The 14,872-nt window shown below is 49.2% G+C and carries 18 protein-coding genes; 3 read left to right on the top strand and 15 right to left on the bottom strand.

The window, feature by feature from the left end; all coding sequences use genetic code 11:
• Positions 1-91 precede the first annotated feature (91 nt).
• The 5 genes from ACXAFR_RS00270 to ACXAFR_RS00250 all read right to left on the bottom strand — a co-directional run bounded on the left by ACXAFR_RS00270 (position 92) and on the right by ACXAFR_RS00250 (position 4,391).
• On the bottom strand, positions 92-451 hold the full coding sequence (locus ACXAFR_RS00270; protein WP_475170366.1) for a hypothetical protein: 360 nt from the start codon (positions 449-451) through the stop codon (positions 92-94).
• 282 nt (positions 452-733) lie between these two features.
• The gene (locus tag ACXAFR_RS00265; RefSeq protein WP_475170364.1) at positions 734-1,150 is read right to left on the bottom strand and encodes a roadblock/LC7 domain-containing protein; all 417 of its coding nucleotides are present in this window, start codon (positions 1,148-1,150) and stop codon (positions 734-736) included.
• A gap of 19 nt (positions 1,151-1,169) precedes the next feature.
• Positions 1,170-1,697 (bottom strand): GTP-binding protein, encoded by a 528-nt coding sequence (locus tag ACXAFR_RS00260; RefSeq protein WP_475170362.1) that lies wholly within the window; start codon positions 1,695-1,697, stop codon positions 1,170-1,172.
• A 40-nt stretch (positions 1,698-1,737) separates the two neighbouring features.
• On the bottom strand, positions 1,738-2,931 hold the full coding sequence (locus tag ACXAFR_RS00255) for a hypothetical protein (RefSeq protein ID WP_475170359.1): 1,194 nt from the start codon (positions 2,929-2,931) through the stop codon (positions 1,738-1,740).
• A gap of 617 nt (positions 2,932-3,548) precedes the next feature.
• Positions 3,549-4,391 carry an alpha/beta fold hydrolase gene (locus tag ACXAFR_RS00250; RefSeq protein WP_475170356.1) on the bottom strand — a complete coding sequence of 281 codons (843 nt, stop codon included), beginning with the start codon at positions 4,389-4,391 and terminating at the stop codon, positions 3,549-3,551.
• A 339-nt stretch (positions 4,392-4,730) separates the two neighbouring features.
• Between ACXAFR_RS00250 and ACXAFR_RS00245 the strand changes: the two genes are divergently transcribed.
• Together ACXAFR_RS00245 and ACXAFR_RS00240 are read left to right on the top strand one after the other, a co-directional pair.
• The gene (locus ACXAFR_RS00245; RefSeq protein WP_475170354.1) at positions 4,731-5,150 is read left to right on the top strand and encodes a Dabb family protein; all 420 of its coding nucleotides are present in this window, start codon (positions 4,731-4,733) and stop codon (positions 5,148-5,150) included.
• A 96-nt stretch (positions 5,151-5,246) separates the two neighbouring features.
• Positions 5,247-5,756: a hypothetical protein gene (locus ACXAFR_RS00240; protein WP_475170348.1), complete on the top strand. Its 510-nt coding sequence runs from the start codon at positions 5,247-5,249 to the stop codon at positions 5,754-5,756.
• 24 nt (positions 5,757-5,780) lie between these two features.
• Here the strand turns inward: ACXAFR_RS00240 and ACXAFR_RS00235 are convergent, their stop codons facing one another.
• The 7 genes from ACXAFR_RS00235 to ACXAFR_RS00205 all read right to left on the bottom strand — a co-directional run bounded on the left by ACXAFR_RS00235 (position 5,781) and on the right by ACXAFR_RS00205 (position 10,618).
• Positions 5,781-6,536, bottom strand: a complete 756-nt coding sequence (locus tag ACXAFR_RS00235) for a 3-hydroxybutyrate dehydrogenase (protein ID WP_475170344.1) — start codon at positions 6,534-6,536, stop codon at positions 5,781-5,783.
• Between the two features lie 161 nt (positions 6,537-6,697).
• A complete protein-coding gene (locus ACXAFR_RS00230; RefSeq protein WP_475170339.1) occupies positions 6,698-7,618 on the bottom strand; it encodes an alpha/beta hydrolase in 921 nt (306 codons plus the stop codon).
• A gap of 44 nt (positions 7,619-7,662) precedes the next feature.
• Entirely contained in the window at positions 7,663-8,178 is a 516-nt protein-coding gene (locus tag ACXAFR_RS00225; RefSeq protein ID WP_475170334.1) for a M23 family metallopeptidase, read from the bottom strand.
• A gap of 95 nt (positions 8,179-8,273) precedes the next feature.
• Complete coding sequence (locus tag ACXAFR_RS00220) at positions 8,274-8,660, bottom strand: VOC family protein (protein WP_475170331.1); 387 nt, start codon at positions 8,658-8,660, stop codon at positions 8,274-8,276.
• Positions 8,642-8,959: a DUF2834 domain-containing protein gene (locus ACXAFR_RS00215; RefSeq protein ID WP_475170328.1), complete on the bottom strand. Its 318-nt coding sequence runs from the start codon at positions 8,957-8,959 to the stop codon at positions 8,642-8,644. Before ACXAFR_RS00215 ends, ACXAFR_RS00220 begins: the two co-directional genes overlap by 19 nt.
• A 17-nt stretch (positions 8,960-8,976) precedes the next feature.
• A complete protein-coding gene (locus ACXAFR_RS00210) occupies positions 8,977-9,321 on the bottom strand; it encodes a GFA family protein (protein WP_475170326.1) in 345 nt (114 codons plus the stop codon).
• 346 nt (positions 9,322-9,667) lie between these two features.
• On the bottom strand, positions 9,668-10,618 hold the full coding sequence (locus ACXAFR_RS00205; protein WP_475170323.1) for a hypothetical protein: 951 nt from the start codon (positions 10,616-10,618) through the stop codon (positions 9,668-9,670).
• Between the two features lie 450 nt (positions 10,619-11,068).
• On the opposite strand from ACXAFR_RS00205, the gene ACXAFR_RS00200 reads away from it, so the two are divergent.
• Complete coding sequence (locus ACXAFR_RS00200; protein WP_475170317.1) at positions 11,069-12,553, top strand: hypothetical protein; 1,485 nt, start codon at positions 11,069-11,071, stop codon at positions 12,551-12,553.
• 89 nt (positions 12,554-12,642) lie between these two features.
• On the opposite strand, the gene ACXAFR_RS00195 is transcribed toward ACXAFR_RS00200, so the two are convergent.
• The 3 genes from ACXAFR_RS00195 to ACXAFR_RS00185 all read right to left on the bottom strand — a co-directional run bounded on the left by ACXAFR_RS00195 (position 12,643) and on the right by ACXAFR_RS00185 (position 14,872).
• Positions 12,643-12,876, bottom strand: coding sequence for a hypothetical protein (locus tag ACXAFR_RS00195; protein ID WP_475170315.1), 234 nt, complete (start codon positions 12,874-12,876; stop codon positions 12,643-12,645).
• Positions 12,873-14,066, bottom strand: a complete 1,194-nt coding sequence (locus ACXAFR_RS00190) for a sterol desaturase family protein (protein ID WP_475170311.1) — start codon at positions 14,064-14,066, stop codon at positions 12,873-12,875. The genes ACXAFR_RS00195 and ACXAFR_RS00190 overlap by 4 nt, the downstream gene beginning before the upstream one ends.
• A 137-nt stretch (positions 14,067-14,203) precedes the next feature.
• Positions 14,204-14,872, bottom strand: a complete 669-nt coding sequence (locus ACXAFR_RS00185; protein ID WP_475170305.1) for a hypothetical protein — start codon at positions 14,870-14,872, stop codon at positions 14,204-14,206.

Raw genomic sequence — 14,872 nt, 5'->3', positions numbered from 1 at the left:
TCAACTTATTTGCGCGGGTTTAGATTTCAGTGACGCTCATTGAGTGCCAGTCTCGATACTCAATCGGTATTAAGACTGGCAGCCTCCTGTCTTAGAAGTTTAATTCCTTCTCGACATCTTGTAGCTTGCGACGACCCAAGGCCAGGTTCGCTTTGTTTTTATCCAGCACGTAGTAGATAAACACACCTTCTTTGATGATCATTGGGCGAATCAAGTGATATTGCTTACCCAGAGTGATCAAAATATCTTCGATGGTCTCGGTCATTTTTAAGCTTTTCATGGTTTTAAGCTTAGACCTCACTACCTCGGTATTTCCCGCTGCAGCAATTTCAAGGTCAACACCGGAACCGGCGGAACCCAGCATCATGCCGCTAGAAGAGTCTACAACAGCGCAGCACAGTGCTCCGTCTAACTCTAACAATTCTTCAAGACTTTCTTTAATTGAGGCCATTTTACATCCTTACTGTTTGACAATTTCCACCGAGAAATACATCGTTTGGGAGGGGTTCACGGTTTTGTGTGGAGGGGTCATTCGAATCCCGGCCGAAGACAGAGCTTGCGGCTAAGTCTGAAATTCTTCTGCAAGTGAACTTAGACCGCTGTCAGGCTCTCTTGGTTCCCTTCCGTTCTTCTGATATCCATAATGACGTAACCATATGCATGCTGACAGTGATGGATTTCACTCTTTGACGTCACTTTTTCAGCATGCCATTGCAAAGCTCATACTTAGGTACTACCAGCCGCGCTGAGCAAACACACTTTGATGAATTTGTTCTTCGAGAGCTGCTTTCATCTGATTGCACTGGTAAACCACTTGCGCGAGGATTGCCGACTCGCTGGCTACCACATTCAAAATGTACTCAATACCGTCAATGTTGATGGTCGTAATCACGACAAAACCTTTGGCGGTTTTAACCGTGATGCTTTCGCTGATACCTATGCTGGCCTCCTGAGAGACGACCGATCCAATTGCCGAGATAGAACTCGACATGGCGGCGATTCGAGCTGGATCCAGCTCTTTGGTTACGGTACTGGCGACGTCGAAGCCGTCCACACTGGCCACTACGACGGCGAGTACTCCGGTCAATTCATTGGTCAGGCGCAGACATTCCTGATTGGCGAGTTGCTGTTTGTGATCTGAAAGTTTCATGGTCTATTAGCTGAGTCTCTTAAAGTTCGGTTTCTGCTTGGGCCATTACCACATCAATAAGCATGGCAACTTGCTCAGCTTGTCTTACATCAACCTTTAAGACAGGAAGTGCCAGGTCGTATGTAGCGAGGCAATCAGAGAAGGCGTCAAGATCTGGCATGGGATGGGATTCTGTACGGCCAACGCCAATCACGCAGGGTGTGTTTTGAAGCTCTTCGATAAACCCATCCAGGTAGACGCGTAAATCGGCCAGTGGGTCAGGGCGGGAATTATCAATCAGAATAATCAGTCCGAATGCCTCACGAACGAGGATTTTCCACATAAAATCGAAGCGGGTTTGTCCTGGTGTTCCGAAAAGTCGAACCCGGTCGCCGTTGGCGAGAGAAAGTTGCCCGAAGTCAAGACCCACGGTCGTGGTTTCTTTGTCGAACACTGTGTCGTTATTTGCTACGTCGGTTTGTACCGTACTGGTGTCGCTGATGGCACTGATGGCCGTTGATTTTCCTGCGCCGGTTGTTCCTGAGAACACCAGCTTGAACTCTTTCATTAAATAAAAATTCCTATCTAGGTAAACCCAAAAAGGTTCCCTAAGCGCTAATGCCTAACTTCTCGCGCAACAGCTTTACTAAAAAGTTGTTTTGACTTTCCTCTTGAGGCTTCTCTGCTTTGATTTCAGGTTCTTCTTCTACAGAAACTGTTTCGACCCGCTGAGTTTCTATAAGCAGCAAATCGTTTTCCTTGAGTAGTGCAAGAAATGAATCGCACAGAGCATCGTCGTAGGTGGAGAGTCTGACGAGGTTTTGCTGAGTTATCGATGAGCGGACCAGGTAGGACGCTAATCGGGTAAATTTTAAGTCGTTCTGTAAAATGGCAACCGGCGGCCAGCGTTTGAGTCGGTAGCTTTCTACCTCTTCTTCAGAAACAACAACGTTCGCGTTGGGCGAAAGGTGTGGAATCTCAACCGGTAGTTTAAACGGCTTGCTCACCTGCGGGTTAGGTTCTTCAACAGAAGGTACTGCTGCCTTGTCACCACTTTCAGTGCGGACAGGTGTGACGTCCTCGTCTGGCGAAGAGGCTGCCGACTTTACTGCGTTATCGTCATGAGATGGCAGTTCGCCACTATCATTCTCGGCAACGGTGTCTTTTTTAATGGCCGCCATGGTCGATAAGTCTTTTGTTGCACCAGTCTCTGCTGCCTTTTTAGACGCCGCTACCGTGTTAAAGGGTAGAGCGGCTTCTCTAAGTAATTTTGGATCTGGGGTGCTAGAGCGACTTGCCGCTTCTGACGCGCGATGAATAAGCTTCAGTTTTTCTTCCGCAGCAATGATTCTCAATTTGGTGAGTGCGTCTGCAGTGGTCAGCGGTGCAGAAGTTTCTTCGGTGGCTATTACTTCCGGTTCGACGGGCTGCTCGGCCGCCGTTTGGGATTCGGGTTTTTCGGTTGCGGTTTCTACCACTGGTTCGGGATGGGCGGGCTCGACAGGCGCTGGCTCCAGATTGTTCAGAAGATCGATCAACTCTTCAGCGCGAAACGGTTTTAAAAAAGCACTCTCACCGTGATGGTCGCTGCGCTGCATGACTGGAATGACATGGGTCCGTTGGCCAGTTTGCAGGGGCGTGGGATCTGCGCCGCGCTCCACAGTGATCAAAGCATCACAATAGCCTTCGGTCACCAGCAACCAGGATGGGCTTAAAAAACTGCTTGTGCGGAGAATTGTGTTGATCAGCGTCGTTTCCGGCTGGGTGAGGCCAATACACCCCAATTTTAGAGCATCTGTCATGGTTTACGTTTAAACCTCGTCAATCCCTGATAGCTTTTTACATCACAGAGTAGAAATTCTGATTCCCATCCTTGTGCCAGAAAGCGAACAATTTAAAAAATTGTTTAGGCTTGGGAACTTTTCGGAAATTTGATGCTACAACTCTTACAAGCGTGTTGTGCGACGGGCCGCAGGTGAGCGAAAAAAGACATCTTTGCCATAATATCGACAGATTTCGGAGGTGTCTATTGAGACGCCGAAAATATCGGCAAAAATACGAACAAATATTCTTATATATAGAAAACTTGATGTTAGTCTCGGTAACAGTTGTTCTTTTCGTGTTCTATGTCAGCGTTATGTTTATGCATTTTATGAACAGAACTTCGCCGTCGATTCATCGGACCTTTGCTGCATTGAAATTTTCGATGTCTAACCCGCACTGGTGAAAACAACGCGGGGTGATTGCGCAAAAAACTGTAAAAGGTTTCGTCGTTTTATTTACTGTGTCGCATTTCAGGCAAAACAATCGAGAGAATGTACTCGACACTCAATGGTGTTTAAATGTCGGCACATTTTGCTTAACGGTTCGCGAGGCGTTGACATAGAACCGCGTAACCGTATCGTTAAATTATGCCCCCTCAAATGACTTCAGGAGAGGCGAGTTGCTCGAAGGTTTTGGCAACCAGGTTGGGGTGGGTCATCATGCCGCAGCGGGGAATGTCCAGCTTCAAAAAATTCCAGCCTGGTTCACGGGCAGGCGCCACCATGCGCTCGCTGCTTTTTTGAAATTCCTGCCCTATGCAATGAATATAGCTACGCGGGATGCCTTTCCAGCCACCGTTTTCCAGTACCAGTTCATCGGTCCATTGACGGGCAGGGTGGGTGGTCATGAGTTTTTTCAAGCGTTCGATGATGACCGTTTCTGATTCAGGCACCAACATTTTAGGTGGGTAGCTTTCCCAAAAATTCATGAGATAGCCGTCTTTAAATTTCTTCGAGTACTCCAGCCATTCTGGGGGCAGTTCCCCAGTGACAGGATCTCTTCGCACCCCGGACATAACGCCGGGACGTGGCACCAGTGCATCAAAGAAAACCATGTGGCGGACCTGGTCCCGGCGTCGGTCGGCAACGCCGGTAATGGTCAAGCCGGAGTAGGAGTGGCCCACTAACACCACATCGGTTAACTCCTCGAAATCTATGACGTTGGTAATATCCTGAATGTGCGTGTCCAAGCCAACGTCTGGGGTACTGAGATGAACACGCTCGCCACAACCGGTACAGGTGGGTGTGTAAACCCGATGGCCATTGGCTTCGAGCAGCGCTTTAACGTCTTTCCATATCCAGCCACCCTGCCAAGAGCCATGCACTAACACGAAGGTATAGCGGCGCGGTGGGGATTCTCGGCGATTGGGGCCTCTGGCGGAGCTGGTTAGGGGTAGGGCGGTGGCAAGGGTTGAGCCAAGAAATGTTCTTCTATCCATGTCTAGCGATCCTTGGATTGTCACGGGCTTCCCATTCATTGGCCGTTCGTCACCAATAGGAAGACAAAAGCCAATTGAGCAAGCCAAGTGGGCATGAAAGATATTTGCGGGGATAGAAAAATGCTGCCACCGTATGACGGCCGTTGAAATGACATTTCTCAATGGTTGTTACAAATAACCGGATGCTGTCGTTTTGGTGTAAGTTTTATGACTCAATTAGCGGCTGTTATGACGGATTGCGCGCCACGGGTGTCTTTAGCGTCTTTGATTCAGTGAGAATTCACCGGCGCGTGGCATCTTATATTTTTTTGCATAGTAAAAGTAGAAAGAGGATCGACAATGATCAGTCGTAGAGGTTTTGTGGGGGCAAGTACCGTTGCGGTTGCGGGGGGGAGTCTGGTTGGTGGCCAAGCGATTGCGGGGGCAAGTCGGACGCCGGGTGCGCCTTACTTGCACAATGTGTATTTCTGGTTGGTTCCGGATCTGTCAGATGCGGATCGCACCTTGTTTGAGAGTGGTTTGAGAACGTTGGTGAGTGATATCGCTGAAGTTAAACAGTATGAGATTGGCATTCCCGCTGCAACGCCGGTGAGAGATGTGGTTGATCATTCCTACGATTATTCGTTGTTTGCCTGGTTTAATTCTCTTAAAGACCACGATGTCTATCAGGCACATCCTGTGCATTTGAATTTTATCGACACTTGCTCGACTTTTTGGACGCGCGTGGATGTACGCGACTCGCAATTAATTACCGCCTAATTGGTGTTCTTTTGGCAAACGACAGGGCTGTTGTTTGAGACGTCTCCGCTTTAAAATCGTCGCTGGAAGATTTCTCATAAAAATAGGGACATATCATTGTTTAAAAAGACGCTGTTCAACATATCGATGCTGGGTTCTGTCGTTGTTATCGTTGGCGTTGGCTGCACGGCGACTCAGGCGCCAACACCATCTGGCGAAATGGCGACACTGAGGTTACTGGCTTCGGCCAACCAGCGCCACGAGAGCAATCAATATCAACGGGTACTGGACGAGACTTGCGCAACGGATGATCAAGAGCAGGTGGTGGTCAAATTCTCACCGATATCAAAAGTGACCGAAGATATTCAAATACCGGCGGGTGAGGCGGTTTACCTGCTGGCTCGCCACGACAGTCGATCTCAGGGAAGAAAAGAGCACGGCTCGTTAAGTATCAAGACCTTGAGTTGCCGCAATTTAGTTCGATTCACCCCGCAAGCTGGCGGGTTATATGAAATGCAGCAAGTAAAAACCAGTCCGGATACCTGCGAAGCTAAAGTCGTAGATATGGGGACGGGGCAGCGCCCGTCTGACTATGCGTTTTTCCCCATTCCCGATACATGCCCGTAATGAGCCAGGCGAGACAAGAGCCCGTTATTGGATGGTCCAACCACCGTCCAAATTAATGGTGTGGCCGGTCATATTGCGTGCGCCGGCACTGCTCAGAAAGCGAACGGTAGCCGCCAGTTCATCCATTTCAATGAAGGCTTTCTTAGGCATGGGTGCCAGCATGATGTTATTGATGACATCGTCTTCCGAGATCCCATGTTCTTCCGCTTGAGCGGCGATTTGTTTTTCCACCAACGGGGTTTTTACGTAGGAGGGGCAAATGGTGTTGATGGTGATGTCCTGCTCTGCGGTTTCCAGTGCAACAACTTTAGAAAAACCCAGGAGTCCGTGTTTGGCGGCGACGTAGGCGCTTTTATAGGCAGACGCAACCAGCGCGTGAATGGATCCGATGTTGATTATCCTGCCAAAATTGTTGGCTTTCATACCGGGTAGTACCGCTCGCGTGAGCATAGCCGGGCCGACCAGCAGAATATCGTTGATCAACCGCCACTTTTCCGGGGGAAAGGCTTCCAGTCGCGCCACATGTTGTATGCCTGCGTTATTAATCAGAACGTCGATGTTCGGATAGTGCTCAGCGACCTTGTCAATAGCGGTCTGTTGGCTGACGTCTAATGCAAACGCCTCACAGGAGGCGCCGTTATCACGAAGTTCCTGACAGACGTTACTGGCGGCCTCCAGATTGAGATCGCTAACGACAACATGATGCCCATCGGTTGCGAGTGCTTCTGCGAGCGCTCGACCAATACCGCTGGCCGCTCCGGTAATGAAAACTGTTTTCATGGTGCCTCCCAGGCATAAATTGACAAAGTCTTTGGTGGTGTACGCAAGGGGATTCGCTTTGCTGTGTTGAAAGATGCAAAGAACATTTAATGTTGTGCAGCATAGCGAGCGGGGCGTAAAAAGGTCGAGCTTTTTTCCGCCCCGCTTGCATCAGCTGGCCACTATTTTGAGGTTTCCCGGTCGAACCATTGAATGGTGTCTTTCAGGGAGGCGGAAAACAGCGGGCCATGGGTCAGCGGGTATCCCTGATACCGAGCGTCTAGGGTGTCCGGACTGTCCAGATTTTCTACCAGAGTTTGATAGTCTTTGGTGGTATCCCTTGGCGCGCCGGTTGGATTGCGGTTGGCGTCCTGTTCGCGAGCCGGTTTCTTTTTCTCGCCGTGCATCAGTAGAACTTGGGTCTGTTTTGCCGGTGCATGTGAGCTGTCGTACTGACGCAAGGTCTCCATAAGTTCGCCATCCATCCACCAAAGCGCCGGATCCGCGCTCGCAAAATAGTGAAATACGTCTTCATGCTGCTGCAGTGCATAAAGCACAAACAGACCACCGAATGAATGCCCCCATATACCGGTCTGGTTGTCATCAAAGGAAAGTTTGCTGGCAAGGTCGGTCTTTACTGAAGAGGTAAGAAAATCCAAAAATTCTGCTGCGCCGCCGCCTTGCCAGCGACCGTATTGGGTGTTTCCATCACGATCGGCCGGGGTATAGTCCTGCGCTCGTGCTTTTACATCAAATCGCAGGTCGGTTTGATAACCTAAAAATACTAAGGCGGGTGGGTTCTCATCCAGAGATTGCAAAAAGGTGTCGTCGAGGTCTGCCAGGGCGGCGTTGCCGTCCAGCAGAAACAACAGCGGATAGCCTTTTGCGGGTGCAGGACTGTTGGGGGTTGCCAGAGTTATTCGATAATGGCGTTGGCCATCGGCAGAGTCTGTCGTTAGCGTTTCGAAGTGGTAGACCGCAGAGCCTGTATCCGCAATGGTCGGGCCAACTGGTTTGCTGAGATCTGGAGCCGCCCTCGCAGACAAGGCAAAGATAAAGAATGTGATCGAAAGGGTGACGTTCAGGAAGTGTGTTCTGGTCATGATAGTTGTACAACCGATACAGATTTTTGTTGAGAAATAGGACGTTAGGTGTCTCCAAAATAGGCGATTGGGTTAAGGTAGAACGCTTTTTTATAGCCCTGGGTCGAGGCGTCTATCGCCCAGGGTCTCGGTAATAAACTCACGATAGAATAATGCAGATGCGGTGGCTTACCTTGGGCGTTGCCCGTGTCTCCTACCGATCCTAAGCGTGTGTTTGCCGTAACAAAACGGCCGCTGCGACGATCGATGTCTTCGAGGTGGGCAAAGTAATGAATTCGCCATTTCGATCCGATCGCCACCACAATCTTACCGCCTTTGGGGATCTCGCCCCGATACAATATCAGTAGTGGGGTAGGGGCGATAATCGCGGTGCCTTTGTCGGCAAAGATGTCGATGCCTTTGTGCACCCCTGAACTCCCCCAGGGTTCATACCAAAAGGTATCTTTATTCCAGTTGGCAGAGGTAGCGCCTATTACGGGAATCTGTGCCGGATCAGGTATAAGGAAGGGTAAGCCTAAGACAACCGCAAAAGCCAGAATGCAGATATTTCGTTTTTTCATCGGTGCTAAATACAAAACGCTTGTGTGCAGATGACAAGCTTACCGACTTGGATATCATCGGCAATGACGGTTAATCTGCCTGTGCAGCGTTGGGTTTATCCTTCTTGGTAATTTGAAACTTCGATCAGATTACCGTCGGGATCTCGGAAATAGATCGAAAGAATACTTCCGGTCGCACCGGTACGTTGGACAGGCCCCTCTAAAACACTAACCCCTTGAGCGGTCAAAGAGGATACGAGATCCTCCACGGCGTCTTCTATGACGAAACACAAATCGGCACTTCCTGGTTGTACATGCTTAGCCTTGGGCTCAAATTCTTGATGGTGTTGGTGGAGATTGATCTTTTGATGGCCAAATGTGAGTGCGACACGACCTTCACCAAAGGTAATTTTGTCCATCCCCATAACGGTCGTATAAAAAGCGATCGTTGCGTCTATGTTTTTAACCGTGAGGACGAAATGATCTAATCGCAATACGTGCATTGGCGTTCCTTTAAATAGAGATACAACGGCAGGCCGCAGGATACGCCAACGAGTAGAGTGCCTGCAATCGCGTAGTGGCTGTGCTTAATACTGTGCTTGCGGGCATCGGTAAGAATAAACGCGATCAGTGCGATCGCAGCAATAATCACATCCAGCCAGGCAAAAAGGCTGATGGCGTTGGCATTAGCCGCGTGGAATAGCGCAGTGACATCCAGCCCGTTGTTGACGATCCAGAACAAAAACGCAGAGTAGGGGAGGATCGTTCCCACGATTGCCAAGAAACAATAAACGGTTTTCATAGGCGTCATCCTGACGTTTACTCCCGGCTTTTATGGGCAAGAGTGTGCGCGTGATCTTCCCAGTGCTGACCATCAAATTCGACGACTGTCAGTGTTTTGGGGGCGGTATCAAGGCAGTGCGCATTAACGTCGATGCCCTCGGGATTTGAGCGAGGTGTATAAAAGGGTTTAATACCACAGATTTTACAGAAGGTGTGTTTCGCAACGCCGCTATTAAAGGTGTAAGTCAACAGCGAGTCCTCTCCCGACAATAACGTGAACTTGGACCGTGGGAGAATTAGGTGGAGATAGCCGGACGAAGGTAACCTCCGATTAATGTTGGCGAGGCGGCCTGCGCAAGGCAAAAATGACCGAAAAAGCACAGTTTACGTGTAGTAAATGAGCATTTTGAGATCATTTTTAACGCAGCGATGGCAACGCAGGTAATTAATCAGAGGTTCCTTAGTACATATGGAACAGCTACAGTGTATTGCTTGAAGATCTTCCGGTGCTTCGATTTCAAACGTTACGGCCTGGCAGTGGCAGGTTCCCTGGTAGCGCATGGGGATTCCTTGTGGCTAAAACATCAGAGGCGTGATGCGCGTGTAACTTCCGTTGCCGGTATCGGCAATGCGACCAGCGCTAGGGGGACTTCTGATTAACGCAGCGCTGGCAACGCAGGTTATTAATCAGAGGTTCCCAGGAAATTGCACGTGCTAATCGTAGAGCTTACTCAAATTCTCCGTCAATCTGAAGAAGGTTGATGGCGCTGATGTTGTAGTCAATGCCGCGCAGGCGGATAATGTCTCGATCACTGCCCTTGAGGCGTAAAACAAGCGTGCCGTTATTGATGCGCGACGAGGCGATCTGCGCGCCATTTTCCAAAACAACCGTGTCGTCAATGACATCAAAGTCGACAATGATGTCTTTATCTTTCAACCCGTTACCGGCTTCTGCTCCAAAAACAAAGGTGTCTTGCCCTCCACCGCCAGCGAGTACATCTCTTTCACCGCCCAGACCTCGTATAATCTCGTCGCCATTACCGCCCCGGAGATCGTCCCTGCCATCGGTTCCGATAATTAGATTGGAGTCGTTGGGAGGTGGGGGTTGAGTGCCGGAATCGTCAGAATTACCGTCGCTAGGAGGCGAGCTGGTAAAGCCAAAATCTGAATAATTTAGGTCGTGGTCCACCCGTTCATTGAAGGCGATATCGACAATATCAGAGAGGCGCTTGCCAGCGGCTTGTAGTGCGTTTTGATCGAGCAAATAGCGAGCCGTTGTTACACCGTAACTGATAAATTGATCGAAAATGGCGTTGACATCATAGAGTGTGGTGCCGTCGTTGAAGAAGACGGTAGCTGACGCTTCGCCATCTACACGCGATACCCGAAAGTTGACCGTGTCATACACCAGATAGCCGTCAAACAGCTGCAATGGATCAGAGGTATCGTTGCTGACTTCACTGAAAATCGCCTCATCTTCGTTGTTGCCTCGTATTAAATCGATATCCCTAAGAACGGCATTGTTTACGCCAGAGCCTCTGATTTCACCGGCATAAACGGTTTGTGAATAATATTGTCCATAGAATTCCCGCTGTTGGGACCAGCTCTGGTTTGACAGGCTCATCCCGAAGGAGATTAAAACAGGGTAAAGCATAAGTCCTTGTTTAAAACGCTGCATGTGTACTCCGCATGTGAAAAAGGGGCGAAGGTTGTCTGAAAGACAACCAGATTAACGAAAGTCGATGGCTGGCGTTGCCGTTGTTTTCCTTAGCGACATCGCTCGTCTCTTTCGTCGCAACCAATTACGCGGCACCGCACAAAAAGTTACATGCTACGAATAGCCGCATTATTGTCCGTCTAATTGATGGGCGCTTTATGGATTTCTATGAGCGTTCGAAGCGGGAGCAGGGGCATCAGCCCCGGTCTATGGTTGAAACTGTCTTGACAGTTCTTAAACCTGTCAGGATAATTTTCTTCAATCATCCACCTCGTCTATAGAGATTGGCGCCTAAGCGGGTCATTCATCGGGGGAGCGGCAACAGCAGTGCACCATAAGAAAAACGTGCTGCCGCATCGCAATTTCGCATGTCACCATGGAATGGGTTTTTCGACCATCAATGAAGATACTATGAAACATCGACTTCTTTTAGCCATTGCCTGCCTGTGTGTATTTTTGTTCGTTGGCTGTGGCTCCGAGCCTTCCTCCAATGGGCAAACCGCCTTAAGCGACGATTACAATCTGCGTCGTGCGTTTTTGTCCCAAGGGGCGCTTTACGTCAATGAAGCTGAAGCGTTCAAGCAGGATTCCTCTCCGGTTATTGTGGACTTAGGGGAGAGTCGGCTACATCAAAGCTATATTGATGATCTGTATCGTGTAACCAATTTTATTGCCCGTGATCAACTTAGTGATACTGACAAAGAGACCATTGGCAAATGGCTGGCTAAAGATTATGAGCTTGCGCCAGACCTCTGGGTTAAGAGTCGGATTTTTTTCGCAAAAATCGCAGATAGAATTGACGACGGCTTGTCGGACGCGCAAGCAGAATCCTTCCGGATTGCTCTATACAATGTGTTTGACTTCTACCTAAAAGAAAATAAAAGTCTAAATCCACTGACGTCGTTTAAAGACCTGTATCAAGCAAAAGACCCTGTATTTTACGCCGATAAAACGTCAAGGATTGCGATTCCAGAGTCGGCTAAAGTGGACTTTGTGCTCGATGATCACGGCGATAATCTGTTGTTACGACAGGACGAGAACATGTGGTTGGATCTGGCCGCACTACTGGCGGTCGAGCCTCTGTCTGACGATGATCGACAGGATATACGCGAGTGGTTACTCGACGCTTTTAACGAATCGCCTGAGGCACTTCTGGCCTATCGAGAGGCTTTGTCTCTGGCGCTGGGACAATCTTATTCACTTCATGGTGACTTGTTCGGAATGGTTCAGTGGCGCGAGAGAACCTACGGTGTGTTTTACAATCAGTTAAGCCGTGCTGATCTGAAGGGTAAAGCCTTATTTTTAGAGGTCGTGGCTCGACATAATCCTGTCTTCGCTCATCGTACAGATGAGCCGGTGATTGCAACACAGAGTTTCGTCAACTTTCAATTGGTGATGTACGAGATTGTTGCCAGCATGGTTGGTGAGACACCTAAGGTGAACAATACGGTGAAAAAACAAGCGAAAGAATTCGTGATCGAATTTGTGGAAGAGGGAACGCATCCGGTTCCTGCTTTTGTTGACCTGAGAAAAAATACGCTGAATCTCTGGTTCAATATGTATGGTGATGACGATCGCGCAACCCAAGCTAAAAAAATGGCAGAGATATTTGATGAAACTGACGGCGATATCGACAAGACCCTAGCGCCGGTGTCTGCAGACTATGTGGCCTATCATCGCATACAGGCCAATCAACAGGTGATGAAAGCCTTTCAAAGCGCGATGAATTCGTCGTTGAATACCATGCAACAATCCTGGTCGTTCACAAATCGCTTGGTGGAAGAAAGTCAGTTTCTACAGTTGGAAACCGGTAAGTGCGTCTTGGATGACAACTGTCTGGGGGTCAGTGTTTACAGCAATGGCGATTATCTTGGTGGTGTTGGGGTAGAGCCTTAACGGTGCTGTTAGTTCAGTAGCTGAATTAGATATAGATTTTCGTTTCCGGTGCAGAAACAACCTAGACAGAAAATCAACAGATTGTTTCTTCAAATCACGGCGATCAAGCCCGTCTCATGTAATTCTGTGATGATCTTTTCGAGACTTGTTCCATCGGGGATCTCGCCCAGCACGATATAACCTCCTTTGGGGTGCAGACTGAGAGGTTGCGTCCAGTAAATGGGGACAACGGCTTCGACCTGTTGCTTCACCTCAGCAAGCGCCTGATCATTTTGCTGAGGGCGTTCTTCGCGATCCATCAGCCTTAGATAAATTGGTTTCATTGCGTCGTCTTGTTCGTGGGTTGGTCCTTCGGGGATTTTATCACGCTAGTAAACGGGTAGAGGGTCTGGCCAACAACGCTTCGCGGCAGAGGGACGGTTGTCCCATAATGTGCCGGCCAATGGTCTCCCGGCATATGATAGGTGTTGAAAAGTCGGTCAAACAGGACGGTATGGGCCGAGTAATTGGTGTCAATCGCTGGCGCCTCTGAACTGTGGTGCCAATGATGAAATTGCGGTGTGACAAACACATACTTGAGCGGCCCAAACGGAAGCGACACATTACAGTGGATCAAAATCGCCTGCAGAGCTGCAAAGGTGACGTAGATGTTTAACGCCAGGGTGTCAGCACCGAGTAAATATAACGGGATCATCACCATCGCCCGCTCGGAGAACACCTGAATAAAGTGTCCCCGTGAACCGGCCAGCCAATCGAGGTTTTCAACAGAATGGTGAACCGCGTGGATGGGCCAAAGCGGTTTGCATTCGTGGTAGAGCCGGTGTTCCCAGTAGAGTACAAAATCCGCACAGAGAATCATCAATACCACTTGCAAAGTTGTTGGTAAGGACTGAATAAACGCCTGTACCGAAGGGCTTACTGCCCAGCTAAAATGGCTGCTGTGGTAGTTGGCGAAAATGAGGATGGCGGATATGGCTAGATGGTTAAAACAGAAATAATAGAGATCGACGCTCCATTCAGGGCGCATGATGAGTTGATCACGATACTTCGGAAACATTTTTTCAAGCACCATGAAAACGCCGGTCGACAGCAAGAACGCTAGAATCAACCAGTCCACTCCGAGGGAGAGTTCACGCGGCTCCACGTTGCCAATGGGGATCGAATAGCCGCCTAAGGCAAATCCCAAGAGTGTGAAGCCTGAGCCAACTAAACCCAATAACTTGTATTTCGCCTTATTTAAAACCAACGTCAAAACACCAAACATCAGCGAAAAGTACATCGCGTACTTCAAGACCAGCTGTAGTTGCTTGGCATCGTACGCTGCTCGCAGGTCTGCGGTAGTCAGATAGGAAGGATAGAGGTAGGCAAACACCGCCAGCAAACTCAGCACCCCGAGCGTGACCGATAAAAACCCACTGATGCGGCCTTCACCCAGTCGAAACTCCTGGCTTTCATCTTTATCAACGCGGCGAGGCTGGTAGTCGTATGGGTCGTTATCTGGAGCTTTGTTCACGGTGTTTAACCTGCAAAAATCTGACTCATGCCTTCTCGTAGGCTTTCCCGTTAACTATAGCGTTAAGGCAGCAGGACGGGCTAGAAATGACTGCTGTGTGCGGGGTGTCACACTTTAAATTTTGCGGCCACGGAGTATTATTCGATAATCAATTCGTACTCTATATCCTGGACCATATCTCGGAAAGGTCCGCGTTCGCTATCGTAGGCTGCTCTGAACTTTAAGGTATGTGTTCCCTTCGCGAGCGGCTTTAACATTACCCAATAGCCGTCGGAGGCTGCTGGAAAGACTTTTGGCGGTTGCGCTTCACGGGGAATAAGGCCGAGAAGGTCAAAACAGTCTTCAGAGGATATTCGTGTATTCGCCGGGTTCCAGGCGATGATGTCATCAAGCTGAACCTCGATCGACAATAGCTTATCGTTATTGAGTGTCGCGAGTTTTTTGGCTCTTTCACAGGTCAGAGAGCCAGGGAATCTGGGCCAGTACGCCATGTTAATAATCGGGAAGAACACATGCTTGCCTGCCGGTAGGGTACAGGAACGTTTTATGGTTGAGCTGCCATAACCTCCTGCCAGATACCAAACTTCACCCTCCTGATTAACGTTGCAATGCTCTCCCGTCAAATCTCTAACGGGGCTGATTTCGTCTGGCATGGTCACTGTCCATTGCCACCAGCGGTTTGCGTGGTTTATCACTGGCTGGCTGCCAACATACTCGCTCGGGTAAACCATAAGTTCTTCTAGTGAAGAGGCGTGGACGCTCATCGGTGCTATCAAAAGTAAAAGCGGTAGCAGATGTTTCTTCAT

This window comes from Pseudomaricurvus sp. ABR4_320, assembly GCF_056159445.1.
Note: the sequence above shows the minus strand (reverse complement) of the source record. Positions and strands in the feature narration are given on the sequence as shown.